Here is a 25,426-nt window from a genome sequence, read left to right as displayed (position 1 = left end):
CGCCTATTCAATGCTATAGGGCAACAGCCGCCGGTGGTCGGGATCAATGCGCAAATGGCGTTCCAGCGGCGGCACGGAACGCTGGTGGCAATTGTCACGTTCGCAGATCCGGCAGGAAATGCCGATCGGGTCGAACCCGCCTTCGCGGCCCAGATCCATGCCATCGGCATAGACCAGTGAACTGGCATGGTCTATTTCGCACCCCAGCCCGATGGCGAACCGCCGCACCGGGGCATGAAATGCACCCCCGCCCTTGGTGACGGCCAGGGCAAGGCAGAAATAGCGCATCCCGTCGGGTGTTTCGGCCAGTTGGCGCAAGAACCGCCCCGGCGTTTCAAAGGCGCGGTGCACATTCGACAGGGGACATGCACCGCCAAAACGCGCAAATTGCAGCCGCGTGGCGGAATGCCGTTTGGTAATGGTGCCCGCCTGATCCACGCGCACAAAGAAGAATGGCACCCCCTTGGCGCCGGGGCGCTGCAAGGTTGACAGCCGGTGGGCCACTTGTTCAATCGAGGCGCCGAATTCCTCGGCCAGGGTTTCAAGGTCGTGGCGGGTGGTCTGCGCGGCGGCCAGAAAACGCTTATAGGGCATCAGCGCGGCCCCTGCGAAATAATTGGCCAACCCGATCTTGGCAATCGATCGGGCCTCGGGGGATTGAAACCGCGCAAGGTCCAGCGTCGCCTCCAGCAGATCATTTTGTGTCAGCAGCGCCAGTTGATGGGCCAGTTGAAAGGCTTGGGTCGCGCGCGACACTTTGGACGACAGTTCCAGCACCCCGCGCGCTACATCAAAGCGGCGCAGATCATCCCCGGCTACAAGGCGCAGCGTGATCTTGCGGTCCGTCAACACTTGGCTGGCATGTGTCATGAAATCAACGCCGGGTTTGGCGCGGGCGGCGAAATGTTCGGCGGCGCGGTCAACCGCATCGATGTAATTGTCGCAATAATGGAAGAAATCGCGCACCTCTTCCCAGGGGGACAGACGCAGCGTGGTGTCGTCGCGCCCCAAGGCTTCGTCAAGGGATGCCAGTTGTTCCTGTGCCTGCCGGTAGGCGCGGTGCAAATCCAGGAACGCGCGGGCAAAACCGGGGGCGTTGGCCCCCACCAGCCGCAAATCCGGCAAGGCAGGGTTGGCGCTGGCGAAAAGCGGGTCGGCCAAGGCCTCGCGCAGGTCGGAAACCAGCCTTTCGCTGTCGCCCGCCGAAAGTTCGGTCACATCCATGCCGAATTCGCGCGCCAATGCCAGCACAACAGCCGTGGACAAGGGGCGGTTGTTGTTTTCCATCTGGTTCAGATAGGGCAGGGACACGCCCAGCTTCGCGGCGAAATCCTTTTGCGTCAACCGAAGTTGCAGCCGTGTTTCGCGCAGCTTTGCGCCAGCATACAGCTTTTGTGGTGGCATGCGGTCCCCCCGGTGCCTTTGCTAAGTTCGCAACAGAACTTTGCAAACTTGCGGCGCGCGGGTCAAGCGTTGATCTGGCGTGCCCGGTGCATGACATACAAAACCGGCACAATTGTCATTCCCGTGGTGGCAAGCATGACCCATATCAACGGGCCAGCCCCACTGCCCGGTGTCAGCAAGGCCCCCGCCAGCGCCGACAATGCCGCGCCGCCACCAATCATGATTGCGCCGCCCATGCCGCTGGCCGTTCCCGCCAGATGCGGGCGCACCGACATCATGCCCGATGTGGCCGATGGAAGCAGCATGCCGTTTCCCAGCCCGATCATGATGAAACACCCGAAAAACACCTGCGCCGACAAAACGCCCGCCAAATACAACACCGCAAGCAAGATCATTCCCGCAAACCCGATGAAACTGCCCACAAGTATCATCATGTTGATCCCGAAGCGGGCCGCGTATCGTCCTGACAGGAAATTGCCAAAAGCATATCCCAGGGCCGGTGCCCCGAAATACATGCCCAGATGCGATGGCGACAGGTCGAACACCTGCGAGCCCACAAAAGGCGCGCCACCCAGATAGGCGAAAAACGCCCCCGACGCCAATGTCGCCGATGCACAATAGCCCCAGAAGCGCCGCGCGCGAATCAATTCCGGCATGGTGGCGAATTGCTGGCGCAAGGACCCGCTGCGATTGTGCTTCGTTTCGCCCATATCCGCCCAGCTTAGCGCCAGAACGCCCATACCGGCCACCAGCATCAACACGAAACTGCCGCGCCATCCAAACGCCTCGTCCAGAAAACCGCCAATCGCGGGCGCGATCATGGGAACCAGCGCCATGCCCATGGTGACATACCCAATGCGCGACGCGGCCGCATTTTCATCCAGCACATCCCGAATGGACGCGCGGCTTAACACCATTGCGGACACAACCAACGCCTGCATCATGCGAAATACAAGAAATGTCGTGGTATCGGGGGCAAGCAATGTGCCCAATGTGGCCACAATGAACACCACCAGCGATGCCAGCAAAACCGGTCTGCGCCCGTATCTGTCGGAAATGGTGCCGATAAATACCTGAAGCACCGCATTAACCGCCAGATACAGCGAAACCGAAAGTTGCATCACGCTATAGGTGGTGTCGAAATAGATCACCATCGACGGCAGGGACGGCAGAAACACATTCATCGACAGGGCCGCGATTGACGCTTGCGCGACCAGTGTTGCGACATGGGGCGGGGTGTTTCGGTTCAGAAAAACGGTTTGCGGCGGGACAAGGGGTGGGGTCACAGTGTGATCGGCCTTCGACATATACATCTTAGACAATTGTTACACATGTGAAAAGAAGGCGCAATGTGCATTGCGCGCCCCTCAAGGGTTTGCAAATTAGCCAACTGCCCTGCAGAGATGTTTGCAAATTATCTTAATTTCGCTTTTCATGCCCGGAACGAAAGATTATTGTTCATCCCAGCGCCAGCATTCGGTGTGTGCCGCGCAAAAGGGGGACCGCATGAAAGATATTCTTCAACAGCTTGAAAGCAATCGTGACGTGGCGCGGCTGGGCGGGGGGCAGCGCCGCATTGACGCCCAGCATGCAAAAGGCAAGCTGACAGCGCGCGAACGCCTTGAATTGCTGCTGGACGAGGGCAGTTTTGAAGAATTCGACATGTTCGTGGCCCATCGCTGCGTTGATTTCGGCATGCAGGATGACCGCCCAGCCGGGGACGGGGTTGTTACCGGCTGGGGCACGATAAACGGGCGTCAGGTCTATGTGTTCAGTCAGGATTTTACGGTCATGGGCGGGTCGGTCAGTGAAACCCACGCGCAAAAAATCTGCAAAATCATGGATATGGCCATCCAGAACGGCGCGCCTGTCATTGGCCTGAATGATTCCGGTGGCGCGCGCATTCAAGAAGGTGTGGCCAGCCTTGCCGCTTACGGTGAAGTGTTCCAGCGCAATATCATGGCGTCAGGCGTGGTGCCACAGATCAGCGTCATCATGGGGCCATGTGCGGGCGGCGCGGTCTACAGCCCCGCGATGACTGATTTCATCTTCATGGTGAAAGACACCAGTTATATGTTCGTAACGGGTCCTGATGTCGTCAAGACAGTGACCAATGAAATTGTCACAGCCGAAGAACTGGGCGGGGCCAGCACGCATACGCGCAAGTCATCCGTGGCGGATGGTGCGTTTGAAAATGACGTGGAAGCATTGATCGAAGTGCGCCGCCTTGTGGATTTTCTGCCCAAGAACAACCTTGAAAAACCACCCGTGCGCCCGTTCTTTGACGACCCCGCACGTCTGGAACACAGTCTGGACACGCTGATTCCCGACAATGCCAACACGCCCTATGACATGAAGGAATTGATCCGCAAAGTTGCCGATGAAGGGGATTTCTTCGAAATTCAGGCGGATTTCGCAAAAAACATCCTGACCGGGTTCATTCGCCTTGAAGGGCGCAGCGTGGGCGTGGTGGCCAACCAGCCCATGGTTCTGGCCGGCTGTCTGGATATTGATTCCAGCCGCAAGGCCGCGCGCTTCGTGCGGTTTTGCGATGCGTTTGAAATTCCCATTCTGACCTTCGTGGATGTGCCCGGTTTTCTGCCCGGCACCGGGCAGGAATATGGCGGTATCATCAAACACGGGGCGAAATTGCTGTTCGCCTATGGCGAAGCCACAGTGCCGAAGGTGACCGTGATTACCCGCAAGGCCTATGGCGGGGCCTATGATGTGATGTCGTCCAAGCACCTGCGGGGGGATTTCAATTATGCCTGGCCCACGGCGGAAATTGCCGTGATGGGGGCAAAAGGGGCAGTGGAAATCCTGTATCGGTCCGAATTGGGCAATGCCGACAAAATTGCCGAACGCACCAAGGATTATGAAACGCGCTTTGCCAACCCGTTTGTTGCTGCTGAAAAAGGGTTCATCGACGAAGTGATCATGCCCCATTCAACGCGCAAGCGCGTGGCCCGCGCATTTGCCGCCCTGCGCAACAAGAAAGTCAAGAACCCGTGGAAAAAACACGATAATATTCCACTATAGGGGGCAGGGCAGGTGGGGGCACGCATAATCGCTTTGTGCACAGCCTTGGGGGGCGCGCTTGCGCAATACGCCAGTGCGCAGGGTGACAACCCGCTTGTCATGCCCTCGGGCGAGGTGGCCTATCCGCTGGATGAGATTTGGGACGAGGATCTGGCAGTGATTCGCCTGCGCTATATTGTGCCCAAACTGGCCGAACCGCCAAGCCTGTATGCCGGGGATGCGCTGCGCGTTTTTGACGACATGCTATGGCTGTGCAGCACCCAGTTGCGCAAATTGGCCGATCTGGGTGAATTCCCGCAAGATCAGGGTTGGAACGGGGCGGTGATTACCATGCTGGAGCGTGACCTGCCATTTGGAACGCGCGATGCGGATGTGGTGCAGTTTTTCGAAGGGTTCCAGTTCGGAATGGATGGATGCGAGTTGGAAGATGATCTCTATCATGACTGAAACCTGCACATTTTACGGGTATGGTGCACAACCGCCACAGCGCCACAACGGCGTTGAATTTCAGTGGTCAGGATTCCGCAGGCGGGATATTATGCACGGGCATGTCTGGTGGCATGCGACCACAACCCCGCCGGTGCGAAAAAACAAAATAACGCAACCGGGTTTCATGAGCAGGAGAAATTCATGTCCAAAGTCGCCCTTCTTGCCGCAGTGTCGGCCGTTCTCGTGCTGGGTGCATGTGAAAAGCACAAGCGCCCCGCCCCGATGGAGCCGATCGCAGCCCCCATCTATGTTGAGCCGGTTTCGAGCAAGTCCAAATACTAAGCCTTGCCGGGAACAGGGGCGCAACCCTGTTCCCGCTGGCCCGGTGCGGGCCAGAATGTCAGGGCGCAGGCTGGAAATATCCGTTTTCCGCCTGCATCGCCTGCCAGAAAACCTGTGGTCAAGTTCCTGCGCATGCGCTAGTATTTGGTGCAAGCGCAAGGCGTTGTCTTGCGTTGCCGGTATGGTTGGGGTCACAACCCCTGCGCATATCTTCACGAACAGTGACAACAGGAGATACGCATGTCCAAGTTCACCCTTCTCGCAGTTTTCGGCGCAACCCTTGCATTGGGGGCCTGTGCAAAGCACCATGCCGCACCAGAACCGGTTCCCGCGCCGATCATGGTTGAACCCGTTTCGCCCAAGGGCCGCTAACCTACCAGCCGGGCAGGCGCTGCCCGCGCCTGCCCGTGCCCCATGCTTTGGCGCGGGTCGTCACCTTTTTGGAGGACAGCCATGCTAAAGCATCGCGGCTTTCCTGGGCGTTTGCCCAGCACTGATTTTCAATTCACCATCAGACGCGGCAACCCCAAAGGGGTGACACCGCTGATCGCGCGCAAGCGTTTCGCGGACCGGCGCGCAGCCGACCGGCGCGCGGATGAGGCGTTTCTTGGCGCATTGATCGCGCATTTTGGCGAAGACCCTTTTGAACGCGGCAATCTGGACGCAGGGCGCCTTTCCTGGCTGTTCGGGCGCGAAGTGGTCGCGGCAGATGCCGATTTTGATCCTGCCAGCTATGACGCGCTGCTGCGTGTCGACATGCGCGCAGCACAGGCCAGTTTCCCGCAATTATTCGACGGGTCGTCCGAATTCGCCTTCGACACATGGGAAGAGTGATGCCGCAGCGCCACGCTTTCATTTACCTGATCCGCGCCGCCAAGGCGCTTGTTTTCAAGGAGTCCGCATGTTCCGCAAGATCCTGATTGCCAATCGTGGTGAAATTGCCTGCCGCGTCATCAAGACTGCCCGCAAGATGGGTATTGCGACAGTGGCCGTGTATTCCGATGCGGACCGCAATGCGCTGCATGTGCGCATGGCCGATGAAGCCATCCATATTGGCCCGGCCCCTGCGAACCAGTCCTATATCGTGATTGACAAGATCATGGACGCCATCCGCCAAAGCGGCGCGGAAGCGGTGCATCCGGGCTATGGCTTCTTGTCAGAAAACATGAAATTCGCGGAAGCGCTGGCTGCAGAAGGCGTTGCCTTCATTGGCCCACCTGCAAACGCGATTGAAGCGATGGGCGACAAGATCACGTCCAAAAAACTGGCGCAGGAAGCGGGCGTCAGCACAGTTCCCGGCTATATGGGCCTGATCAGCGATGCCGAGGATGCTGTGAAAATCAGCAATCAGGTCGGCTATCCCGTGATGATCAAGGCCAGCGCGGGCGGCGGTGGAAAGGGCATGCGCATCGCCTGGAATGATGACGAGGCGCGCGAGGGGTTCCAGTCCTCCAAGAATGAAGCGGCGTCCAGTTTCGGCGATGACCGTATCTTCATTGAAAAATTCGTCACCCAGCCGCGCCATATCGAAATTCAGGTTCTGGCCGACAGCCACGGGAACACTGTGTATCTGCATGAACGCGAATGTTCAATCCAGCGCCGCAACCAGAAAGTGATTGAAGAAGCGCCATCCCCGTTTCTGGACGAAGCGACCCGCCGCGCCATGGGCGAACAGGCCTGCGCGCTGGCGGCGGCGGTGGGCTATACTTCTGCGGGCACGGTGGAATTCATTGTCGATGGGGACAGGAATTTCTATTTCCTTGAAATGAATACCCGCCTTCAGGTGGAACACCCGGTCACCGAATTGATTACAGGCGTGGATCTGGTGGAACAGATGATCCGTGTTGCGGCGGGTGAAAAGCTGCCGTTTGCGCAATCTGACCTGAAGATCAACGGCTGGGCGATTGAATCGCGCCTGTATGCCGAAGACCCGTATCGGAATTTCCTGCCGTCCATCGGGCGCTTGACGCGCTACCGCCCCCCCACCGAACTGGTTGAGCCGTCGCGCGCGGTGCGTAATGACACGGGCGTGTTTGAAGGGGGGGAAATCAGCATGTATTATGACCCCATGATTGCGAAGCTCTGCACATGGGCGCCCACACGCGGGCAGGCGATTGATGAAATGCGGCTGGCGCTGGATGAGTTTGAGCTGGAAGGCATTGGCCATAACCTGCCGTTCCTGTCGGCGGTGATGGACCACCCGCGGTTCGTTTCCGGTGACATTACAACGGCGTTTATTGCCGAAGAATACCCCGACGGGTTCGAGGGGGCCACCCTTGCGCCTGATCTGCTGCGCCGCGTGGCCGCCAGTGCCTGCGCCATGAACCGCGTGGCCGAGATTCGCCGCGCGCGCATTTCCGGACGCATGGATAACCATGAACGGGTGGTGGGCAGCGATTGGGTTGTCACTATCCAAGGCGAACGCCTGCAGGCCAGTATTGATGCAGACCGCGACGGGGCCACGGTTACACTGGACGGGCAGGCGTATCGCATCGCATCTGACTGGTTGCCCGGCCAACCGCTGGCGCGGTTGACTGTGAATGGCACGCCGTTGGTTATGAAGATCGACAAGATTCCCGGCGGCTTTCGCGCACGTTTGCGCGGCGCGGACCTGAAGGTGCATGTCTTCTCGCCCCGACAGGCCGCACTGGCGGAGCTGATGCCCGAAAAACTGCCGCCCGACACATCCAAGCTGCTGCTATGCCCCATGCCCGGCATGGTCGTATCCATCGCTGTGGAAGAAGGACAGGAAGTTTACGAAGGTCAGGCGCTGGCCACGGTCGAAGCCATGAAAATGGAAAACATCCTGCGCGCCGAACGCAAGGGCACTGTGTCACGCATCAGCGTTCAGGCGGGCGCATCGCTGGCGGTTGATGATATTATAATGGAGTTTGAATGATGCTGCAAAAGCGCACGCCACTGCGTCTTTTTCTGTGTTATTTCATATCCTTCATCGCGGCACTTGCGCTGGGATGGTTGATCCTGACGCGCATTTCCGAAGGCGTGCGCGAGGGGTATTATTTCCTTCTGTTGATGCCCCCATTAGGCGGTATGGCGGTGTTTCACGGGCTTTTCCCGTTGCTTAGCCGTATTCGCCTTGGGTTGGAATTCATCGCTGTCGGGGGCGGGCTGGTCTATGGGACGGGCGCGGTGGTGGCGGTGCTGTTGTGGCTGGGCATGCTGGACCCCGGCAGTGCCGTCGTGCTGTGGCTGGTCGGTGTTTTCGGGCCGGGATGGTGGCTTCTGTCCCAGCGCGCCGAAAAAATTGGCTACTATACATGATGGCGCTGCCCCCATATGCCGTGTGCAACGCGGTGGGCGCGTATGCCTGTCCGCCTGAACACGGGCCTGTGGGGGGTCACCGCCCGGATGGCAAGCGTTCCAGCATTTCCTGCCGGCGCGACGGGAACCTGTCGATAATGGCCATGAATTCGCGCCCTGTGCGCACTGCGGGGCGGCGGGCCTTCACCTCTCCGTCCTTGTCAATAATCGCGGTCATGAACCCGCTTGGTCGCAGCACCTGCCGCAAGGGGCTGCGGTCGCGCGGATGGGCGTCAAAAATCACCACCGCATCGCGGGCCACGAATTCATCGGCCCGTTCGCGCAATTCGTCCAACTGGCGTTCAAATTGCGGGTCGTTGGGTGTGTCTGCCATGACGACGATCATACGGTTCACCCAAATGAAATCGCGCGCGTCAATCTGGCGGGCGTCCAGAAATTGCAGCGTTTGCGCTGCGTCATTCCCTGCCACAGTGTCAGCGGCCAGGCTGGGTATGTCCTGCCCGGTATCGGGCGTGTCGGGACCATTCGTAGCAAATGCCGCAAGCGGGAAATGCAACGCAAAAACAAGCGTGAAGATCGGTTTCATAATGCCTCCTGCATGCACTGCATATAGTCGTAATTGTCAGGAAAACACCATAGCGCATGCGTTTTTCCCCGCGCATGACGACAGAAAGGACCAGCCATGAGCACGCCAAAGGACCGTTGGGCCGAAATCGCCGGAAAGGAATTGAAAAACCGCCCCGTCGAAAGCCTGACATGGAACACATTGGAAGGCATCCCGGTTCAGCCGCTGTATACGGCGGAAGATCTGGAAGGGCTGGCGCATCTGGGCACCATCCCCGGCGAGGCCCCCTATACCCGCGGGGTGCGGGCCACCATGTATACCGGCCGCCCCTGGACAATTCGCCAATATGCCGGTTTTTCAACCGCCGAGGAGTCGAACGCCTTTTACCGCAAGGCACTGGCGGCAGGCCAGCAAGGCGTTTCCGTGGCCTTTGATCTGGCCACCCATCGCGGCTATGACAGCGACCATCCGCGCGTGATGGGCGATGTCGGCAAGGCTGGTGTGGCCATTGATTCCGTTGAGGATATGAAAATCCTGTTCAGCGGGATACCTTTGGAAAAAGTCAGCGTTTCCATGACGATGAACGGCGCCGTTATTCCCATTCTGGCCAATTTCATTGTCACCGGCGAAGAACAGGGTGTGGACCGCAAGCTGTTGTCAGGCACAATTCAGAATGACATTCTGAAGGAATTCATGGTGCGCAACACCTATGTTTACCCGCCCGAACCCAGCATGCGCATTATTGCCGACATCATCGAATATACCAGCGCGGAAATGCCCAAATTCAACAGCATTTCGATTTCGGGCTATCACATGCAGGAAGCAGGCGCCAATCTGGTGCAGGAGCTGGGCTTCACCCTTGCGGATGGGCGCGAATATGTGCGCGCAGCTATTCACCGTGGCATGGATGTGGACCATTTCGCAGGGCGGTTGTCGTTCTTCTTTGCCATAGGCACAAATTTCTTCATGGAAATCGCCAAATTGCGCGCCGCACGGCTGCTGTGGTCGCGCGTGATGGAAGAATTCAACCCCAAAGACCCGAAATCCAGTATGTTGCGCACGCATTGCCAGACATCGGGCGTGTCCTTGCAGGAACAAGACCCGTATAACAATGTCATCCGCACCGCCTATGAAGCCATGAGTGCGGTTCTGGGTGGCACGCAATCACTGCACACCAACGCGCTGGACGAAGCGATTGCCCTGCCTACCGAATTCAGTGCACGCATTGCGCGCAATACCCAGTTGGTTTTGCAAGAAGAAACCGGTGTTACCAAAGTGGTCGATCCTTTGGCGGGCAGCTATTACATTGAAAAACTGACCCATGATCTGGCCGAAGCCGCGTGGGGCCTGATGCAGGAAGTCGAGGAAATGGGCGGCATGACCAAGGCCGTGGCGTCCGGCATGCCCAAACTGCGGATCGAGGAAACCGCCGCGCGCAGGCAGGCCATGATCGATCGTGGCGAGGAAGTGATCGTGGGCGTCAACAAATACCGCAAGGATGTTGAAGACCCCATTGATATTCTGGACATCGACAATGTGAAAGTGCGCGACAGCCAGATTGCCCGTCTGGAACAGATACGCGCCACCCGCGATCAGGCCGCATGCGATGCGGCGCTGGATGAACTGACCCGCCGCGCCAGCGACGGGGGCAACCTTCTGGAAGCGGCCGTGGACGCGGCGCGCGCGCGCGCGACTGTGGGGGAAATCAGCATGGCAATGGAAAAGATATTTGGCCGCCACCGCGCCGAGGTAAAAACCCTCGCGGGGGTGTATGGCGCGGCCTATGAAGGGGATGACGGGTTCGCCGCCATACAGGCCGATGTGGAAGCGTTCGCCGAGGCCGAGGGGCGCCGCCCGCGCATGCTGGTCGTCAAGATGGGGCAAGATGGCCATGATCGTGGCGCGAAAGTCATTGCCACGGCCTTTGCCGATATCGGGTTTGACGTGGATGTGGGGCCATTGTTCCAGACCCCGGACGAAGCCGCGCAGGATGCCATCGACAATGACGTGCATATCATTGGCATTTCAAGTCAGGCGGCTGGTCATAAAACACTGGCCCCGCAACTGATCAAGGCGCTGCGCGACGCGGGCGCGGAGGATATTCTTGTCATTTGCGGCGGGGTCATCCCCCAACAGGATTATGATTTTCTGTATAACGCGGGTGTGAAGGCAATTTTTGGCCCCGGAACCAATATTCCCGATGCCGCGAAGAAAATCCTTGATCTGGTGCGCCGCGCGCGCGGGTTGTCATAAGTTAACAAAACTGCAGGGCAGGGGGAACCATGCCCTGCAGTTCCGGCGCATCAGCTTGCAGGTGCCGCTTCGCGGTTTTCCAGACGCGCATCAACTGACAGGCTGCCAGCACCAGTGACCGAAAGCGCCAGATAACCGCCTGCAAGCGCCAGGTTTTTCAGCAATTGTGTCATTTGCATCTGATCGCCCAGATCAAAATGATACAGCAGCCCCGATACCACGCAAAACGCGGCCAGCGCATATGCCGTAACCCGTGTCATGACGCCCAGCATCAGCGCGGCGCCAGCGATAATTTCAAACAAAACCGCCGGCCATGCCAATGCAGCGGGAATGCCGCCCATGGCCATATATTGCCCGAAACCCGAAACATCGCCCAGTTTGCCGAAACCGGACACCAGAAACAGCGCCCCCAACAGAATGCGCGCGATAAGAAGAAGTGTGGAATGTGTCATTGTGACCCTATGATGTGACTGTGCTACTGGCCCCCATATAGCGGGTTCCGCACTGCGCAGAATTCACTGATACCCCACATGCGCTGTGCGAAATTACACAAGCACATCTGTCGGGCGGCCAAGATTTGCGCCATGTCATGGCAAGGCCATCTTGGCAGCCTATGATATTCGGGAAAGAACCGGTGCAACACTTTCCCATGGCAGCCTTGCCGCCATGGCCCGAGCAACAAGGAATACAGCATGCGCATTCTGGTTTTCAACGCGGGCAGTTCATCCCTGAAATTCGGGGTTTTTGACATGAATGCACATGAAACGCTGGATCAGGCGAAACACATCTTCAAGGGCAGTTTCGACAGGTTCAGCCCGACAGGATGTGACTATCGTCACGGCACAGCGAAGCCTGTCCTTGTCGCTGCCCCGTATGGCAATCTGGATGACGCCACACGCGCGGTTCCCGGCCTGTTGGAACAGGCGGGCATTGGCGCGCTGGATGCAATTGGCCACCGCATTGCGCATGGCGGGGACCGTTTCAGCACAGCAACACAGCTGACAGACACAACGCTGGGCGCGATTGAAGCGCTGACCCCGCTGGCGCCGCTGCATAACCCCGCCAACCTTGCGGCGGTGCATGTCGCGCGGCAGGTCTGGCCTGATTTGCCGCAATGGGCCGTGTTTGACACGGCGTTTCACCTGACCAACCCTGCGCGCGCCAGCACTTATGCGGTGCCCAAAGACTGGCGCGCGCGCGGGCTGCGCCGCTACGGGTTTCACGGCACGTCGCATAAATATGTGGCCCATCGCGCCGCCGAAGTGTTGGGGCAGCGCTTGCGGGACATGCGGCTGATCAGCTTGCATCTGGGCAATGGGGCAAGCGCCTGTGCCATTGCGGGCGGCATCAGCATTGACAGTTCAATGGGCATGACGCCTATGGAAGGGCTGGTCATGGGCACCCGTTCGGGCGATGTGGACCCGGGCCTGTTTGGCTATGTTCAGCGCGAACTGGGGCTGGATGTCGCGCAGATTGAAGATGCGCTGAACCGCCATAGCGGCTTGCTAGGATTGACCGGATCGCCGGATATGCGCGATGTCGAGGAACGCGCCGCACAGGGGGATGCGGACGCGCAGCTTGCCATCCATATCTACGCCTACCGCGCGCGGAAATATATCGGGGCCTATGCCGCGGCCATGGGCGGGCTGGATGCGCTGGTGTTTACAGGGGGCATTGGCGAGAATTCCGCGTCCATGCGCAGGCGCATCTGTGATGGGTTGGGGTTCATGGGTCTTATGCTGGACCATGACCGCAACATGAATGTGGACCTGACCGCGCGCGCCGCCCCGCAAATTCAGGCCTATGGCGCGCGGGTCAATGTGCTGGTTACGGAAACCGCAGAACAGTTGATGATCGCGCGCGACGTGGTCAGTGCCGTCGCGCGCCCGAAGGGGCAGGGGGTGCGCATTCCAGTTGCGGTATCTGCGCGGCATGTGCATTTGTGCCGCAAGGCCGTGGATGCCCTGTTTGGCACAGGGTATGAATTGACGCCGGGAAAACCCTTGCGCCAACACGGCCACTGGGCGGCGGTTGAACGTGTGGCGCTGCATGGTCCCAAGGGCAGCATTCACAATGTGGCAATCCTTGGTCCGTTGCGCGACCGCACCCAGATCGAAGTGTCCCGCACGGACAGTTTTGCCTTGGGCATTGATGCGCCGGTGCGCCAAAGCGGCAAGTTGGACGAAACCCCCCAAATCCGGCTGTCCGGACCGGCGGGCAGCTTGGACAGTGACGGGCTGATTATCGCCTCACGCCATATTCACATGGCCTCGCAGGACGCAGGCCAGATGGGCGTTCAGGATGGGGATATGGTCAATGTCACGCTGGAGGCGACAGGGCGCGACCTGACATTCACGCGTGTGCTGGTGCGCGTATCCGAGAACGCATTTACGGAAATGCATATTGACACGGACGAGGCTAACGCCGCAGGAATTCAGGGGGAAGGCGCGGGGCAAATTTCCGCCGCCGCAACAGTGCGGGCCGACACGACATTGCGTGCCAATTAGAGCGTGTCGCGTTCATTCGCATTCACGCCACACACTCTAACTTATTGATTTCGCAGGTTCGAGAAGCGCAAAACCGGTTCCCACTTTTGCTCAACCTGCCCTAGCGTAGCGTTTATTCAGATTCACGCCAAAGCTGCACCGACCCGACGATGCCCCCCAGCACAGGTCACGCTGGCCGGACGCGGTTTATCTTGAACATTGGGTATGTGACGTTTCTAATCCTCTTCCTCGGTAGATTTAAGGGTCAGTGTTCCCGAATCAATCATGATACGCACAGCCGCCATGACACGCGCCATAATTTCATCTTTCTGTTTGGGCGTCGGAACGGGCAGGGCCATGGCATCTTCGCGCATGGTATCGGCCACACGTTTTGACATGTTCGAGAGCAGAAATTCCAATGTTGGTTGGTCATCTTCGGCATTTGCCGCGATGATGAACATCATATCCTCTGACGGGATTTCGCGCATAAGTGTCGGCACATCGCGTTCTTCGATCCGGGCAGGAATATCCTGAAAGGTGAAAATTGATTTGCGCACACCAGTAGCAAAGCCCTGATCCACACTTTCCAATCCTGCCAGAAGCCGGTCGCGCAACGCCGACGGGGAGGAGTTCAGTATTTCGCCCACACGCTTGGTCGAGGGTTTGATAAAGGCGCGCAGCGGTTTGTCCGTCACTTGCTGGGCAAGGGACGCCCCGATCCTGGCAACAGTGTCAGGATCTATTTCTTCGGTTTTGCCCACTGACAGCGCCAGGGCCTGCGCCAGATCGGGCGGCATCTGCGCAAGCAAGCCCGCAGCTTTGTCAATGCTTAGTTTCGACAGCACGACAGCACCCACTACAGTGCTTTCAGCTTCCAGCAGGGGCAGCAGGTCGGAATCGGGCGCGCGTTCCAGATCGGCCCAATGGTCACGCCCGTTCGCACCGCGCGCCAGACTGCGCAGATGTTCCGCTGCCGTCGCGTCAAGCCGCCCGTCCAGCAAGCTCAGCGCGCCATCCAGCCCTTCCGGAAAGGACAGCCCGACCTGTTCCAGCATATCCACATATTCCGCCACGACCGCGTTCATGGTGGTGCGGTCAACCAGCCGCATTTCGCCCATGGTGCGGGTAAGATTTGCCTGCATTGTTGCCGAAAGCGATGAAAGCTGCATATCCACGCCTTCAGCAATCAGGATGCGCACAATGATTGCAGCTTTCTGAAGTCCGCTAAGGTGGTCGGTGCCCGAAAAACTGCGCGATTCAGCGGGCGCCACAAGGCCATCATCAGCGTCAAAGCCTGACATATCCATGCCCCCGATCCCGGCATTGAAAGGCATCATGGCTGCGTCGGTCATAGGATGTTTCCCTGCGCAGAGATGATCTGTTCTAACGACATGTGATCCCCAGCCATTGCGATTTGTGTCTGCCGCGAGCTTCGCAAAAAAACGTCAACAAACCATTGACGCAGCGTATCGTTTTACGCGCTGCCATAGAAAAAGCCCCCGCCACATGGGGCGGGGGCTTTTCATTAAAAGGACGCCAGATCAGCTTGTTGCGGGGTCGACACAGCTTGCGCTGTCATTGTCCCAAACCTGCCCGGCCATGCAGCTGGACGCGGTTGTTTCATAGGACATTCCAGAACACATGGCCGATGCCAATGCAGGCGTCAGGGAAAGAACAATTGCCGAAAGTGCCAGTCTGAGTTTCATTGTGTTACCTCCGTCATGGTGCCTTAAAGCTAGCACGATTCCTGCCAAAACAAGACGGTTTTTGAAACTAAACGCCAAAAACCCGCGAAAATATCGTTTCCACATGCTTGGTATGGTATTCAAGATCAAATTTTGCGCGGATTTCTTCTTCGGACAGCGCGGCGCGCACATCCTTGTCGGCCAGCAATTCTTCAAGAAAGTCGCACCCTTTTTCCCACACTTTCATCGCGTTTCGCTGCACAAGGGTATAGGCATCCTCGCGGCTGACGCCCGCCTGCGTCAGCGCCAGAAGCACGCGTTGCGAATGGATCAGGCCGCGAAACTTGTTCATATTGGTGATCATATTGTCAGGATAGACCACCAGCTTGTCGATGACACCCGTCAGACGGGCAAGCGCGAAATCCAGTGTGACGGTGGCATCAGGGCCGATCATGCGTTCCACCGATGAATGCGAAATGTCGCGTTCATGCCAAAGCGCCACGTTTTCCATCGCGGGCACAACTGCCATGCGCACCAGCCGCGCCAGTCCCGTCAGGTTTTCGGTCAGGACAGGGTTGCGCTTGTGCGGCATCGCGCTGGACCCTTTCTGGCCCTTGCTGAAGAATTCCTCGGCTTCCAGCACCTCGGTGCGTTGCATGTGGCGGATCTCAACTGCCACGTTTTCAATACTGCTGGCAATGACGCCCAATGTCGCAAAGAACATTGCATGCCGGTCGCGCGGAATAACCTGCGTGCTGATGGGTTCGGGCGTCAGGCCCAGTTGCGCGCAGACATGTTCTTCCACGCTGGGGTCGATATTGGCGAAGGTTCCGACAGCGCCTGAAATAGCACCTGTAGCAATTTCGCTGCGCGCCAGCGCCAGCCGGTCACGGTTGCGTTTCATTTCCGCGTAAAACCGCGCAAGGGTCAGGCCCATGGTCGTGGGTTCTGCATGAATGCCGTGGCTGCGGCCCATGCGGATGGTGAATTTATGTTCCATCGCGCGCCGCTTCAGCGCATCCAGCAGGGCATCCATATCGGCCAGCAACAGATCGCTGGCGCGCACCAGCTGCACATTGAAGGTGGTATCAAGCACGTCAGAACTGGTCATGCCCTGATGCACGAAGCGCGCTTCGTCATTGCCGATGATTTCCGCCAGATGCGTCAGGAACGCGATGACATCATGTTTGGTGACGGCCTCAATTTCGTCAATGCGGGCGACGTCGAATTCCACATCCTTGGCTTTCCAGACCGCAGCGGCGCTTGCTGCCGGAATCACGCCCAGTTTCGCCTGAGCATCGCAGGCATGGGCCTCGATTTCATACCAGATGCGGAATTTCGTTTCCGGTGACCAGATGGCAACCATTTCAGGGCGGGAATAACGCGGGATCATGCACAGGCCTCTTGCGGGTTCGCTTTCATGCGTCATACCGACAGGGGCGCATGATCGCAAGTTGCCGTTGCGGTTTGATCTGTAATTAACATAATACTGATTATGGGTTTAATTTACAACGCCTGCTATACGGAAATTTAGTGATTTCCCGACATAGGTATCCTGACCACAATGTTCGATTCGAGGATACGACATATGCGTTTCTGGCGACCAACCTCATTCAAGCCTGCTTCGGACTACGGTTTTCTTGAGCAGATTTCCAAACCAAGCGTGTTGGTCAACGATCAGGGCGTCGTGATTTACGCGAATTCCGAATTCGCCGAGATGGCAGGCAAATGGGGCGTTGACCTGCATGGCATCACATTCGAGGACTTGCTGAGCTCCCTCTCCAAGCAGGACACCAAGCCCGCCTCCATGCTCAAGCGCAGCACCTATGACCTGAAACTGGGTGATAGCACTGTGCAGCTTGTGTGTCTGGACGTGGCGAAAGATCAGCAGAACGACGCGATCCTTGAACAGGCCATCGATGCGGTCGTTTCCATTGACCCTGAAAACAACGTGGTGTTTTTCAACAAGGCTGCGGAGAGCCTGTGGCAATTGCCGCGCGAACAGGTGTTGGGGCGCAATGTCAAACACCTTGTGCCCCAAGTGATGCGGCACAATCACGATGAAATGGTCCACCGCAACCGGCGCACCGGCGAAAACCGCATTGTCGGCACAATGCGTGAAGTTCAGATTGAACGCGCTGACGGCACGCAAGTGACCGTTGGCCTGACCTTGTCGAAGGTCAATACCAGCGCGGGCATATGCTATACTGCGTTTCTGAAAGATATATCGGGCATCAAAGCGGCGGAACGTCGTCTGCGCGAAACGCTGGAACAAGCCCTTGATGCAGTGGTCGAAATTGACGCTGACAACAATGTCGTTTTCTTCAACCCTGCGGCAGAACGGCTGTGGGGATATGACCGCGAAGACGTGATTGGCAGAAATGTCGATATGCTTGTCCCCATCACCCACCGGGCAAATCATGACAATCTGGTCAATCGCAACCGCACCACGGGGGTGAACCGCATTGTCGGCACTTCAAGGGAGGTGGAACTTGTTCGCAAGGATGGCGAGCAGCGCTGGGTCAATCTGTCATTGTCCAAGGTCCCACGCGAAGATGGCTCAATAACCTACACGGCCTTCTTGCGCGATGTGACCGAAGAAGTGAAACGGCGCGAGCATATTCGCCTGTTGTCGCTGGTGGCCGATGAAACGGATAATGCGGTCCTTATTACAGATGCAAGCCGCAAGCTGATTTATGTGAATTCGGGCTTCACCCGTCTGACCGGCTATTCCGCGCAAGAAGTGATGGGACGCAGGCCGGGTGATTTTCTGCAAGGCCCTGAAACCGACCCTGAAACTGTTAAGCGCATCTCGAAAGCGCTGGCAAGCGGCACCCCTTTTTATGAGGAGATCTTGAACTACAACCGCGCGGGCAAACCCTACTGGATTTCACTGGCGATCAACCCGGTTTTTGACAAGGCTGGAAAGATCGAAAAATTCATTTCTGTTCAGGCGAATATCTCGTCAATCAAGCTGACATCGCTGGAATTCACCCGCCAATTGGAAGCCATTTCCAAGACTGCGGCCATGGCGGAATGGAACGCTGAGGGGCGCAGCATCAAGGCCAATGACTACCTGACCGGGCATCTGGACGGCCAGCCCCTGCCCGGCCTGCTGGAACTGCTGGAACCTGACAAAATTTCCAGATTGAGGGAAGCTGGCGAATACCGTCAGGACATCGTCTTTTCGCGTGTGGATGGAACGGACTCCATTTTTGACGCCTATTTCCTGACCTTGACTGATATTGCAGGCGATGTGCAGAAATTCCTGATGTATGGGCCGGACATCACATCGCGCGCGCAGGCGGTGAAGGACACGAATGAAGCGGTGCGCGATGTGACGGCCTCCAGTCAGGAAATTTCGGCGGTGGTTGAAACGATTGACAGCATTGCGATGCAAACCAACCTGCTCGCGCTCAATGCCTCGGTGGAAGCCGCGCGCGCGGGCGATGCAGGGCGCGGATTCGCGGTCGTGGCGGGGGAAGTGCGCGCCCTGGCCGTGCGCGCGCGCGAAGCCGCCGAACAGGTCAACGCCAAGATTGCCGCCACACGCGACCGCGTGGGACGGCTTGCTGAAACCATCAACCGCTTGAAGGATTGACACCCGCCTGACCGGCGCTGGAACCGGGGCCTGCGGTGCAGAACTGCACATATGTTCTGCACCTCATGCGCGACCGTCAAGGAACGTGAGGCGTGCTGCAAGGCGTGTGTTTTTGGCAAGACACGGAACAAGGGGGTATCAGGTTTTCACAGCGGTTTTAATATTCAAATCTTGTAATATGTTTTGACTGTCCGTATATGAAGGCTTCGCTGGTCCGGCCCCCGTGTCGGGCCAGCCCCCCGACTGACAGGCTTTGGCATATGCTTACACGATTTCTGCCCTTTCTGGCATGGGCCAGACATTACACGCGCGCGGATCTGAGCAATGACGTGATTGCGGCCATGGTGGTGACGATCATGCTTATCCCGCAAGGCATGGCCTATGCCATGCTGGCGGGGTTGCCGCCGCAAGCAGGGCTATATGGGGCCATAGTTCCGCTGGTGTTGTATGCGGCATTCGGCACATCGCGGGCCTTGGCGGTGGGGCCGGTGGCGGTGGTTGCCTTGATGACGGCCGCCGCGGCCGGGGCGGTCGCGCAATCTGGAACCGAATACTACCATCTCGCAGCAGTATGGATCGCACTGCTATCTGGTGCCATGATGCTGGCCCTTGGCCTGTTCAGGCTGGGGTTCATTGCCAGTTTTCTAAGCCATCCGGTGATTTCGGGGTTCATAACCGCTGCCGGATTGCTGATCGCGGCCAGCCAGCTGCGCCACATTCTGGGGGCGGACATCACCGGGAAAACACTGCCGCAAGTTGTGCCGTCACTGGTGGCGAATATCAGCCAGATATCTTGGGTGACGGTCACGCTGGCCGGTGCAATTCTTGCGTTTCTGATCTGGGCGCGCACCGGGTTGGCGCAGGTGTTGCAACGCATGGGCCTGTCGGCGCCGGTGGCAAAACTGCTTGGCAAAACTGCGCTGCTGATTGCGGTTGTGGCGTCCACCGCAGTGGTGCTTGCCTTCGGGCTGCAAGACCGGGGCGTGGCTATCCTTGGCGATGTGCCGCGCGGTTTGCCGGAATTTGGCATGCCTTCGGTTGATATCGGACTTATCCAGTTGCTGCTTGCACCGGCTGCGATGATTGCCATTGTGGGCTATGTCGAAAGCATTTCGATCGCGCAGACCCTTGCTGCGAAGAAGCGTCAATCTGTTGATCCGAACCGCGAACTTGTTGCCCTTGGGTTGGCGAATCTGGGCGCGGGGGTCAGTAACGCAATGCCGGTCACGGGCGGGTTGTCGCGGTCAATTGTCAATTACGACGCCGGCGCGGCAACGCCTGCGGCGGGGGCAATTACGGCTGTGCTGATTGCTGTCGCGCTTCTGGTGCTGACCCCGCTTATGTATTCGCTGCCGCGCGTGACGCTGGCTGCAATCATCATTGTGGCTGTCGTGTCGCTGCTGGATTTTCGCGCGCTGCCGCGCACTTGGGCTTATTCGCGCGCGGATGGCGCGGCGATGGCTGCGACCATGGTTTTCACCCTGTTCGTAGGGGTTGAACAGGGGCTCATCGCGGGGGTTGGGCTGTCCTTGGTGCTGTTTCTATACCGGACATCGCGCCCGCATATGGCTGTCGTGGGGCAGGTTCCAGGCACCGAGCATTTTCGGAACGTGGCGCGTCATGATGTGGTGACTGATGATCAGGTGTTTTCGATACGAGTTGATGAATCGCTGTATTTTCCCAATGCCCGCGCATTGGAGGACCGCATTGTGCAAACCCTGTCGGACCGCCCTGCCCTGCGCCATGTGGTGTTGCAATGCACGGCGGTCAACTACATCGACGCCTCGGCCCTCGAAAGTCTGGAAGCCATCAACGACCGCTTGAAAACCGCTGATGTCCAGTTCCACCTGTCCGAGGTGAAAGGCCCGGTCATGGACCAACTGGCGCGCAGCCATTTCCTGAATGACCTGACGGGTGCTATTTACCTGACGCAGTTTGACGCCATGATGGCGCTGTCGCCATCCGTGACGCGCGCGTGCCAGCAACGCGACCGCTGTGAAACGCTGCGCAGCCCGACACAGGCATCATGACGCGGCGCTGTGCTATAAAAAAAATACTGCAGGACATTCGGCGTTGCTTCAGGTCCCCCCCTGCCGGGGGCAAATAAAAAACGGCGCCTGTGACAGCGCCGTTTTTCACAACAGATCATCGCAAGGATTTATCCTTGAAGTTTTGCAACTTCCGCGGCGAAATCTTCTTCTTTTTTCTCAATGCCTTCGCCGACTTCCATACGGATGAAAGCCACCACTTCGACGCCCGCATCGCTGGCAACTTCGGCCACCGTCTTGTCGGGGTCCATGACGAATTTCTGTCCAAGAAGGGTTACTTCTTCAAAGAATTTCTTCATGCGGCCTTCGATCATCTTTTCGATGACGGCTTCGGGTTTGCCGGACTCGCGCGCTTGTTCGGTCAGAACGGATTTCTCGCGTTCGATCAGCGCGGGGTCAAGGTCTGCTTGGGACAGGGACGCAGGGTTTGTGGCCGCGATATGCATCGCAATCTGTTTCCCAATGCCGCTGTCAGCGCCCTTCAGCGCAACCAGAACACCAATCTTGCCCATGCCGTCGGTGGCCGCATTGTGCACATAGGCGGCGACGGAGTCACCCTCGACAGTGGCCATGCGACGCAGCGTCATGTTTTCGCCGATTTTGGCGATTGCATCGGTCAGGATTGTCGAAACGGGCGTCCCGTTCGACTGCGCGGCGTTCAGCGCGTCCACATCAGACACGGTCAGCGCGATATTGGTGATATTGGCGACCATGGCCTGAAATTCGGCGTTCTTGGCGACAAAATCGGTTTCCGAGTTGATCTCGACGGCCACACCCTTGGTGCCATCGACCGCAACGCCAACCAGCCCTTCAGCGGCCACACGGCCGGATTTCTTCGCGGCTTTGGCCAGACCTTTGGTGCGCAGCCAGTCCTGTGCCGCTTCCATGTCGCCGTTGTTTTCGGTCAGCGCTTTTTTCGCGTCCATCATGCCTGCGCCCGTTGTCTCGCGCAGTTCTTTCACCATTGCAGCGGTGATGGTCATTGCTCTTACTCCTGCAAATGAAGGAAACAGAGGCGTTCAAACACGCCCCTGTCACAATTTCATGTCAAAACCGGGCGCTTATGCGTCAGACGCTTCGATGCCCGCTTCGGCCAGCACCTCTTCGACAGGGGCTTCTTCCAGCGCACCAAGGTCGATACCCGCAGCGCCCATCTGCGCGCTCATCCCGTCAAGGGCCGCGCGGGCGATCAGGTCGCAATACAGCGAAATGGCGCGCGCCGCGTCATCATTGCCGGGGATGATGTAATCCACACCATCGGGCGAGCAGTTGGTGTCAACCACAGCAACAACAGGAATGCCCAGCTTGCGTGCTTCGGCAATGGCCAGATCTTCCTTGTTGACGTCGATCACGAACAACAGGTTCGGAAGGCCGCCCATATCGCGGATACCGCCAAGGCTGGCTTGCAGTTTTGCCTGCTCGCGTTCCATGCCCAGACGCTCTTTCTTGGTCAGGCCTTCGGCGCCACCGTCAAGTTGTTCGTCAATGGATTTCAGGCGCTGGATCGACTGGGACACAGTTTTCCAGTTGGTCAGCGTGCCACCCAGCCAGCGGTGGTTCATATAGTATTGCGCAGAGCGTTCGGCCGCATCGGCAATCGGGCCTTGGGCCTGACGTTTGGTGCCGACAAACAGCACACGCCCGCCTTTTGCAACTGTTTCGCGCACCACATTCAGCGCAGCGTCCAGCATGGGGACAGTTTGCGTCAGGTCCATGATGTGGATCCCGTTGCGATCGCCATAAATATATGGCCCCATGCGCGGGTTCCAGCGTTGGGTCTGGTGGCCGAAGTGAACGCCAGCTTCCAAAAGCTGACGCAGTGTGAATTCAGGAAGCGCCATATCGTTTTCCTTTCCGGTTTGCGCCTGGGTAGGGGATTTGAAGGCCAGTGCCTCAACCGGTGGACCTTGGGGGATGTCTGTCCCTTGGCCCTGCCCCTACCTGTGAAGTGGCGCTGCAGTAGCGGCTTTGCGGGCGCGGCGCAAGGGGATTAAAGCTGCAAGACGCGAATACTGCGCGCAGGCTTGACCGCATATGTTTCGCGCGCCACTGTAGGTTCCACAGTAGCTGAAAAGTGGAATGCGTATGGACCCGTTCAATGTTGCCGGCGCCTTGGCCCGGGTTTCGGAAGCCGCACAGTTTTATGACCTGCGCGGGCGCGAGGGGCGCAAACTGTCCGCACGGCAGTTGCGGCAGCTGTTCTACGGGCTGCAACGCGCGCTACAGCCGGCCCATTTTGTGGAAGCCGGCGCCCATAACGCCGCGACATCGTTGAAAATACGCGAAGTGTCGCCGCAAACATCGGTCACAGCATTTGAAGCGAACCCCTATAATTTCAAGAAATTTGCAAGCCAGACAAATTTTGCGGCCGCGGGCGTCGACTACCGGCTGAACGCGCTGACCGATCACGAAGGCCCTGTCACCTTCAACGTGTTGATCGAAGAAGGCGGCGTCGCGCGCCAGCCCGCATCGGGGCGCAGTTCGTTGCTGACACGCACAGACGCCACCGCCCGCCACGAAGAAGTCACTGTCACCGGCACAACGCTGGACGCCTGTTTCAGCGACCAGACCGGCACATTGGCACTTTGGGTTGATGTGGAGGGGGCGGCGGGCAAGCTGTTGGCGGGGGCCGCGCGCACCCTGCCCCGCATCCAGTCCTTGATGATCGAGGTGGAAACGCGCGCCTTCTGGTCCGGGCAGTGGCTGCATACCGATATTTGCGCCCATCTGATGGGGGCTGGCCTGATTCCCGTCGCGCGGGATTTCGAGTTTCGCCACCAGTTCAACATATTGTTTCTGCACCCTGATGCGCTGGCACACGCCCACGCCCTGCTTGCGCTGGAGCAGTTCTACAGCGCCCGCGCGCGCCCCTGAACCGGCACGCCCCCGTCAGGCGAAAGCCGCGCGCAGCGCCAGTTCGAACATCTGGCCCAAACCCTGTTCGCGGTCCATGGATGACAGGTGTTCATCGCGCAGCAGATGGTCAGACACGGTCATGACAGCCAGCGCGCGTGCGCCAAACCGCGCGGCAACACTGTATAATTCCGCCGCTTCCATTTCGACCGCCAGAACCCCGTGGCGTGTCATGACAGCATTCAGGTCGGGGCGTTCATCATAGAACACATCGGAACTGTAGACATTGCCCACATGCACCGGCACCCCTTGGGCGCAAGCCGCATCATGGGCAGCGCGCAACAGGCCAAAATCCGCGCAGGGGGCAAACTGCACCTCCCTGAACAGCGGGTGCGAGGGGGAGGAAATGGTCGTGCAGGCCTGCGCCAGCACAATATCGCGCAAATTCACATGATCTTGCATCGCACCGGTGGACCCTACGCGAATTACAGTGCGCGCGCCAAAATCGCGGATCAGTTCATGGGCGTAAATCGACATTGACGCCATCCCCATGCCAGAGCCATGAATGCTGACGCGGTGGCCCTGCCATGTGCCGGTATAGCCCAGCATGCCGCGCACCTGAGTGACGCATCGCGCATCCCTCAGGAACCGCTCGGCCGCCCATTTGGCGCGCAACGGATCGCCCGGCATCAGGACTGTTTGCGCAATTTCCCCGGGCTTTGCCCCGATATGAAGTGCCATCTGTGCCCCTTTTCAGCTGTTGGCGCCAGATTGCCCCCTTCCCCCGCCCCGCGCAAGCGCCTATACCACCCACGCATGCCAGACAGACACAATGAAGGAGTGCCCATGCGCAAGGCGTTGATCACCCGCAAGACCGCCGAAACCGATATTTCGGCCAGCGTCAATCTGGACGGAAGCGGCGCGTATGATATTGAGACCGGCGTGGGCTTCTTCGATCACATGCTGGACCAGCTTGCGCGCCATTCGCTGATTGACATCGCGCTGAAGGCATCGGGCGATCTGCATATTGACGACCACCACACCGTCGAAGATTGCGGCATCGCGCTGGGTCAGGCCATTGCGCAGGCCCTGGGCGACAAGCGCGGCATAAGGCGCTATGGTGAATGCCATCTGCCCATGGATGATGCGCAGATCCGCTGCGCACTGGACCTGTCGGCGCGGCCCTTTCTGGTGTGGAATGTCACCTTTCCGACTGCGAAAATAGGCGCATTCGACACCGAACTGGTGCGCGAGTTCTTTCAGGCGCTGGCCACACATGGCGGGATCACGCTGCATATCGACCAGATCCACGGCTTCAACAGCCACCACATTGCGGAAGCCACGTTCAAGGCCGTGGCGCGCGCGCTGCGCATGGCCGTGGAAACAGACCCGCGCAAGGGGGATGCGATCCCGTCAACCAAGGGGGCATTATAGGCGCA

22 protein-coding genes are annotated in these 25,426 nt (G+C 58.4%); 13 read left to right on the top strand and 9 right to left on the bottom strand.

Features of this window, described 5'->3' with window-relative positions:
• Nucleotides 1-3: 3 nt before the first annotated feature.
• Complete coding sequence (locus tag ACTZWY_RS13970; protein WP_444791318.1) at nt 4-1,404, bottom strand: helix-turn-helix domain-containing protein; 1,401 nt, start codon at nt 1,402-1,404, stop codon at nt 4-6.
• 62 nt (nt 1,405-1,466) lie between these two features.
• Nucleotides 1,467-2,690, bottom strand: coding sequence for a multidrug effflux MFS transporter (locus ACTZWY_RS13965; protein WP_444791317.1), 1,224 nt, complete (start codon nt 2,688-2,690; stop codon nt 1,467-1,469).
• A 220-nt stretch (nt 2,691-2,910) separates the two neighbouring features.
• Here ACTZWY_RS13965 and ACTZWY_RS13960 point away from each other — a divergent pair, with 220 nt between their 5' ends.
• The 7 genes from ACTZWY_RS13960 (at nt 2,911) to ACTZWY_RS13930 (ending at nt 8,496) form a co-directional block, all read left to right on the top strand.
• Nucleotides 2,911-4,443, top strand: coding sequence for an acyl-CoA carboxylase subunit beta (locus ACTZWY_RS13960; RefSeq protein WP_444791316.1), 1,533 nt, complete (start codon nt 2,911-2,913; stop codon nt 4,441-4,443).
• A gap of 12 nt (nt 4,444-4,455) precedes the next feature.
• Nucleotides 4,456-4,890, top strand: a complete 435-nt coding sequence (locus ACTZWY_RS13955; protein ID WP_444791315.1) for a DUF6497 family protein — start codon at nt 4,456-4,458, stop codon at nt 4,888-4,890.
• A 183-nt stretch (nt 4,891-5,073) separates the two neighbouring features.
• Nucleotides 5,074-5,214: a hypothetical protein gene (locus tag ACTZWY_RS13950; RefSeq protein WP_444791314.1), complete on the top strand. Its 141-nt coding sequence runs from the start codon at nt 5,074-5,076 to the stop codon at nt 5,212-5,214.
• Nucleotides 5,215-5,454: 240 nt separating this feature from the next.
• Complete coding sequence (locus tag ACTZWY_RS13945; RefSeq protein WP_444791313.1) at nt 5,455-5,586, top strand: hypothetical protein; 132 nt, start codon at nt 5,455-5,457, stop codon at nt 5,584-5,586.
• A gap of 81 nt (nt 5,587-5,667) precedes the next feature.
• Nucleotides 5,668-6,048, top strand: coding sequence for a hypothetical protein (locus tag ACTZWY_RS13940; RefSeq protein ID WP_444791312.1), 381 nt, complete (start codon nt 5,668-5,670; stop codon nt 6,046-6,048).
• Nucleotides 6,049-6,115: 67 nt separating this feature from the next.
• Nucleotides 6,116-8,113: an acetyl-CoA carboxylase biotin carboxylase subunit gene (locus ACTZWY_RS13935; RefSeq protein ID WP_444791311.1), complete on the top strand. Its 1,998-nt coding sequence runs from the start codon at nt 6,116-6,118 to the stop codon at nt 8,111-8,113.
• Entirely contained in the window at nt 8,110-8,496 is a 387-nt protein-coding gene (locus tag ACTZWY_RS13930) for a hypothetical protein (RefSeq protein WP_444791310.1), read from the top strand. The genes ACTZWY_RS13935 and ACTZWY_RS13930 overlap by 4 nt, the downstream gene beginning before the upstream one ends.
• Before the next feature lie 76 nt (nt 8,497-8,572).
• Here the strand turns inward: ACTZWY_RS13930 and ACTZWY_RS13925 are convergent, their stop codons facing one another.
• Entirely contained in the window at nt 8,573-9,082 is a 510-nt protein-coding gene (locus tag ACTZWY_RS13925; protein WP_444791309.1) for a DUF4174 domain-containing protein, read from the bottom strand.
• 96 nt (nt 9,083-9,178) lie between these two features.
• Here ACTZWY_RS13925 and scpA point away from each other — a divergent pair, with 96 nt between their 5' ends.
• A complete protein-coding gene (scpA, locus tag ACTZWY_RS13920) occupies nt 9,179-11,314 on the top strand; it encodes a methylmalonyl-CoA mutase (protein ID WP_444791308.1) in 2,136 nt (711 codons plus the stop codon).
• A 50-nt stretch (nt 11,315-11,364) separates the two neighbouring features.
• Here the strand turns inward: scpA and ACTZWY_RS13915 are convergent, their stop codons facing one another.
• Nucleotides 11,365-11,766 (bottom strand): DoxX family protein, encoded by a 402-nt coding sequence (locus tag ACTZWY_RS13915; RefSeq protein ID WP_444791307.1) that lies wholly within the window; start codon nt 11,764-11,766, stop codon nt 11,365-11,367.
• Between the two features lie 240 nt (nt 11,767-12,006).
• On the opposite strand from ACTZWY_RS13915, the gene ACTZWY_RS13910 reads away from it, so the two are divergent.
• Entirely contained in the window at nt 12,007-13,821 is a 1,815-nt protein-coding gene (locus tag ACTZWY_RS13910; protein ID WP_444791306.1) for an acetate/propionate family kinase, read from the top strand.
• A 215-nt stretch (nt 13,822-14,036) separates the two neighbouring features.
• Here ACTZWY_RS13910 and ACTZWY_RS13905 read toward each other — a convergent pair whose 3' ends face one another.
• Nucleotides 14,037-15,152 carry a FliG C-terminal domain-containing protein gene (locus ACTZWY_RS13905; RefSeq protein WP_444791305.1) on the bottom strand — a complete coding sequence of 372 codons (1,116 nt, stop codon included), beginning with the start codon at nt 15,150-15,152 and terminating at the stop codon, nt 14,037-14,039.
• Between the two features lie 421 nt (nt 15,153-15,573).
• Nucleotides 15,574-16,878 carry an adenylosuccinate lyase gene (purB, locus tag ACTZWY_RS13900; RefSeq protein ID WP_444791304.1) on the bottom strand — a complete coding sequence of 435 codons (1,305 nt, stop codon included), beginning with the start codon at nt 16,876-16,878 and terminating at the stop codon, nt 15,574-15,576.
• A 195-nt stretch (nt 16,879-17,073) separates the two neighbouring features.
• On the opposite strand from purB, the gene ACTZWY_RS13895 reads away from it, so the two are divergent.
• Both ACTZWY_RS13895 and ACTZWY_RS13890 read left to right on the top strand, forming a co-directional pair.
• Nucleotides 17,074-19,086 (top strand): PAS domain S-box protein, encoded by a 2,013-nt coding sequence (locus tag ACTZWY_RS13895; protein ID WP_444791303.1) that lies wholly within the window; start codon nt 17,074-17,076, stop codon nt 19,084-19,086.
• A 260-nt stretch (nt 19,087-19,346) separates the two neighbouring features.
• Entirely contained in the window at nt 19,347-21,116 is a 1,770-nt protein-coding gene (locus tag ACTZWY_RS13890) for a SulP family inorganic anion transporter (RefSeq protein WP_444791302.1), read from the top strand.
• A gap of 128 nt (nt 21,117-21,244) precedes the next feature.
• On the opposite strand, the gene tsf is transcribed toward ACTZWY_RS13890, so the two are convergent.
• Together tsf and rpsB are read right to left on the bottom strand one after the other, a co-directional pair.
• Nucleotides 21,245-22,117, bottom strand: coding sequence for a translation elongation factor Ts (gene tsf, locus ACTZWY_RS13885; protein WP_444791301.1), 873 nt, complete (start codon nt 22,115-22,117; stop codon nt 21,245-21,247).
• A gap of 78 nt (nt 22,118-22,195) precedes the next feature.
• Nucleotides 22,196-22,975, bottom strand: coding sequence for a 30S ribosomal protein S2 (rpsB, locus tag ACTZWY_RS13880; RefSeq protein WP_444791300.1), 780 nt, complete (start codon nt 22,973-22,975; stop codon nt 22,196-22,198).
• Nucleotides 22,976-23,213: 238 nt separating this feature from the next.
• Between rpsB and ACTZWY_RS13875 the strand changes: the two genes are divergently transcribed.
• Nucleotides 23,214-24,008 carry an FkbM family methyltransferase gene (locus tag ACTZWY_RS13875; RefSeq protein WP_444791299.1) on the top strand — a complete coding sequence of 265 codons (795 nt, stop codon included), beginning with the start codon at nt 23,214-23,216 and terminating at the stop codon, nt 24,006-24,008.
• A 15-nt stretch (nt 24,009-24,023) separates the two neighbouring features.
• Here the strand turns inward: ACTZWY_RS13875 and deoD are convergent, their stop codons facing one another.
• Nucleotides 24,024-24,728: a purine-nucleoside phosphorylase gene (deoD, locus tag ACTZWY_RS13870; protein ID WP_444791298.1), complete on the bottom strand. Its 705-nt coding sequence runs from the start codon at nt 24,726-24,728 to the stop codon at nt 24,024-24,026.
• Between the two features lie 105 nt (nt 24,729-24,833).
• On the opposite strand from deoD, the gene hisB reads away from it, so the two are divergent.
• Complete coding sequence (gene hisB / locus ACTZWY_RS13865; RefSeq protein WP_444791297.1) at nt 24,834-25,421, top strand: imidazoleglycerol-phosphate dehydratase HisB; 588 nt, start codon at nt 24,834-24,836, stop codon at nt 25,419-25,421.
• Nucleotides 25,422-25,426: the final 5 nt, after the last annotated feature.

Origin of the sequence: Roseinatronobacter sp. NSM (assembly GCF_052379845.1) — a bacterium.
GTDB lineage: Bacteria > Pseudomonadota > Alphaproteobacteria > Rhodobacterales > Rhodobacteraceae > Roseinatronobacter.
Note: the sequence above shows the minus strand (reverse complement) of the source record. Positions and strands in the feature narration are given on the sequence as shown.

Bases quoted from the DNA above. Each gene is read 5' to 3' on its own strand.
- ACTZWY_RS13960 (WP_444791316.1), top strand. From the start codon at position 2,911: ATGAAAGATATTCTTCAACAGCTTGAAAGCAATCGTGACGTGGCGCGG.
- ACTZWY_RS13910 (WP_444791306.1), top strand. From the start codon at position 12,007: ATGCGCATTCTGGTTTTCAACGCGGGCAGTTCATCCCTGAAATTCGGG.
- ACTZWY_RS13875 (WP_444791299.1), top strand. From the start codon at position 23,214: ATGCGTATGGACCCGTTCAATGTTGCCGGCGCCTTGGCCCGGGTTTCG.
- ACTZWY_RS13935 (WP_444791311.1), top strand. From the start codon at position 6,116: ATGTTCCGCAAGATCCTGATTGCCAATCGTGGTGAAATTGCCTGCCGC.
- ACTZWY_RS13890 (WP_444791302.1), top strand. From the start codon at position 19,347: ATGCTTACACGATTTCTGCCCTTTCTGGCATGGGCCAGACATTACACG.
- ACTZWY_RS13970 (WP_444791318.1), bottom strand. From the start codon at position 1,404: ATGCCACCACAAAAGCTGTATGCTGGCGCAAAGCTGCGCGAAACACGG.
- ACTZWY_RS13950 (WP_444791314.1), top strand. From the start codon at position 5,074: ATGTCCAAAGTCGCCCTTCTTGCCGCAGTGTCGGCCGTTCTCGTGCTG.
- scpA (WP_444791308.1), top strand. From the start codon at position 9,179: ATGAGCACGCCAAAGGACCGTTGGGCCGAAATCGCCGGAAAGGAATTG.
- tsf (WP_444791301.1), bottom strand. From the start codon at position 22,117: ATGACCATCACCGCTGCAATGGTGAAAGAACTGCGCGAGACAACGGGC.
- ACTZWY_RS13915 (WP_444791307.1), bottom strand. From the start codon at position 11,766: ATGACACATTCCACACTTCTTCTTATCGCGCGCATTCTGTTGGGGGCG.
- deoD (WP_444791298.1), bottom strand. From the start codon at position 24,728: ATGGCACTTCATATCGGGGCAAAGCCCGGGGAAATTGCGCAAACAGTC.
- ACTZWY_RS13940 (WP_444791312.1), top strand. From the start codon at position 5,668: ATGCTAAAGCATCGCGGCTTTCCTGGGCGTTTGCCCAGCACTGATTTT.
- hisB (WP_444791297.1), top strand. From the start codon at position 24,834: ATGCGCAAGGCGTTGATCACCCGCAAGACCGCCGAAACCGATATTTCG.
- ACTZWY_RS13945 (WP_444791313.1), top strand. From the start codon at position 5,455: ATGTCCAAGTTCACCCTTCTCGCAGTTTTCGGCGCAACCCTTGCATTG.
- ACTZWY_RS13930 (WP_444791310.1), top strand. From the start codon at position 8,110: ATGATGCTGCAAAAGCGCACGCCACTGCGTCTTTTTCTGTGTTATTTC.
- ACTZWY_RS13905 (WP_444791305.1), bottom strand. From the start codon at position 15,152: ATGACCGACGCAGCCATGATGCCTTTCAATGCCGGGATCGGGGGCATG.
- ACTZWY_RS13895 (WP_444791303.1), top strand. From the start codon at position 17,074: ATGCGTTTCTGGCGACCAACCTCATTCAAGCCTGCTTCGGACTACGGT.
- rpsB (WP_444791300.1), bottom strand. From the start codon at position 22,975: ATGGCGCTTCCTGAATTCACACTGCGTCAGCTTTTGGAAGCTGGCGTT.
- ACTZWY_RS13925 (WP_444791309.1), bottom strand. From the start codon at position 9,082: ATGAAACCGATCTTCACGCTTGTTTTTGCGTTGCATTTCCCGCTTGCG.
- purB (WP_444791304.1), bottom strand. From the start codon at position 16,878: ATGATCCCGCGTTATTCCCGCCCTGAAATGGTTGCCATCTGGTCACCG.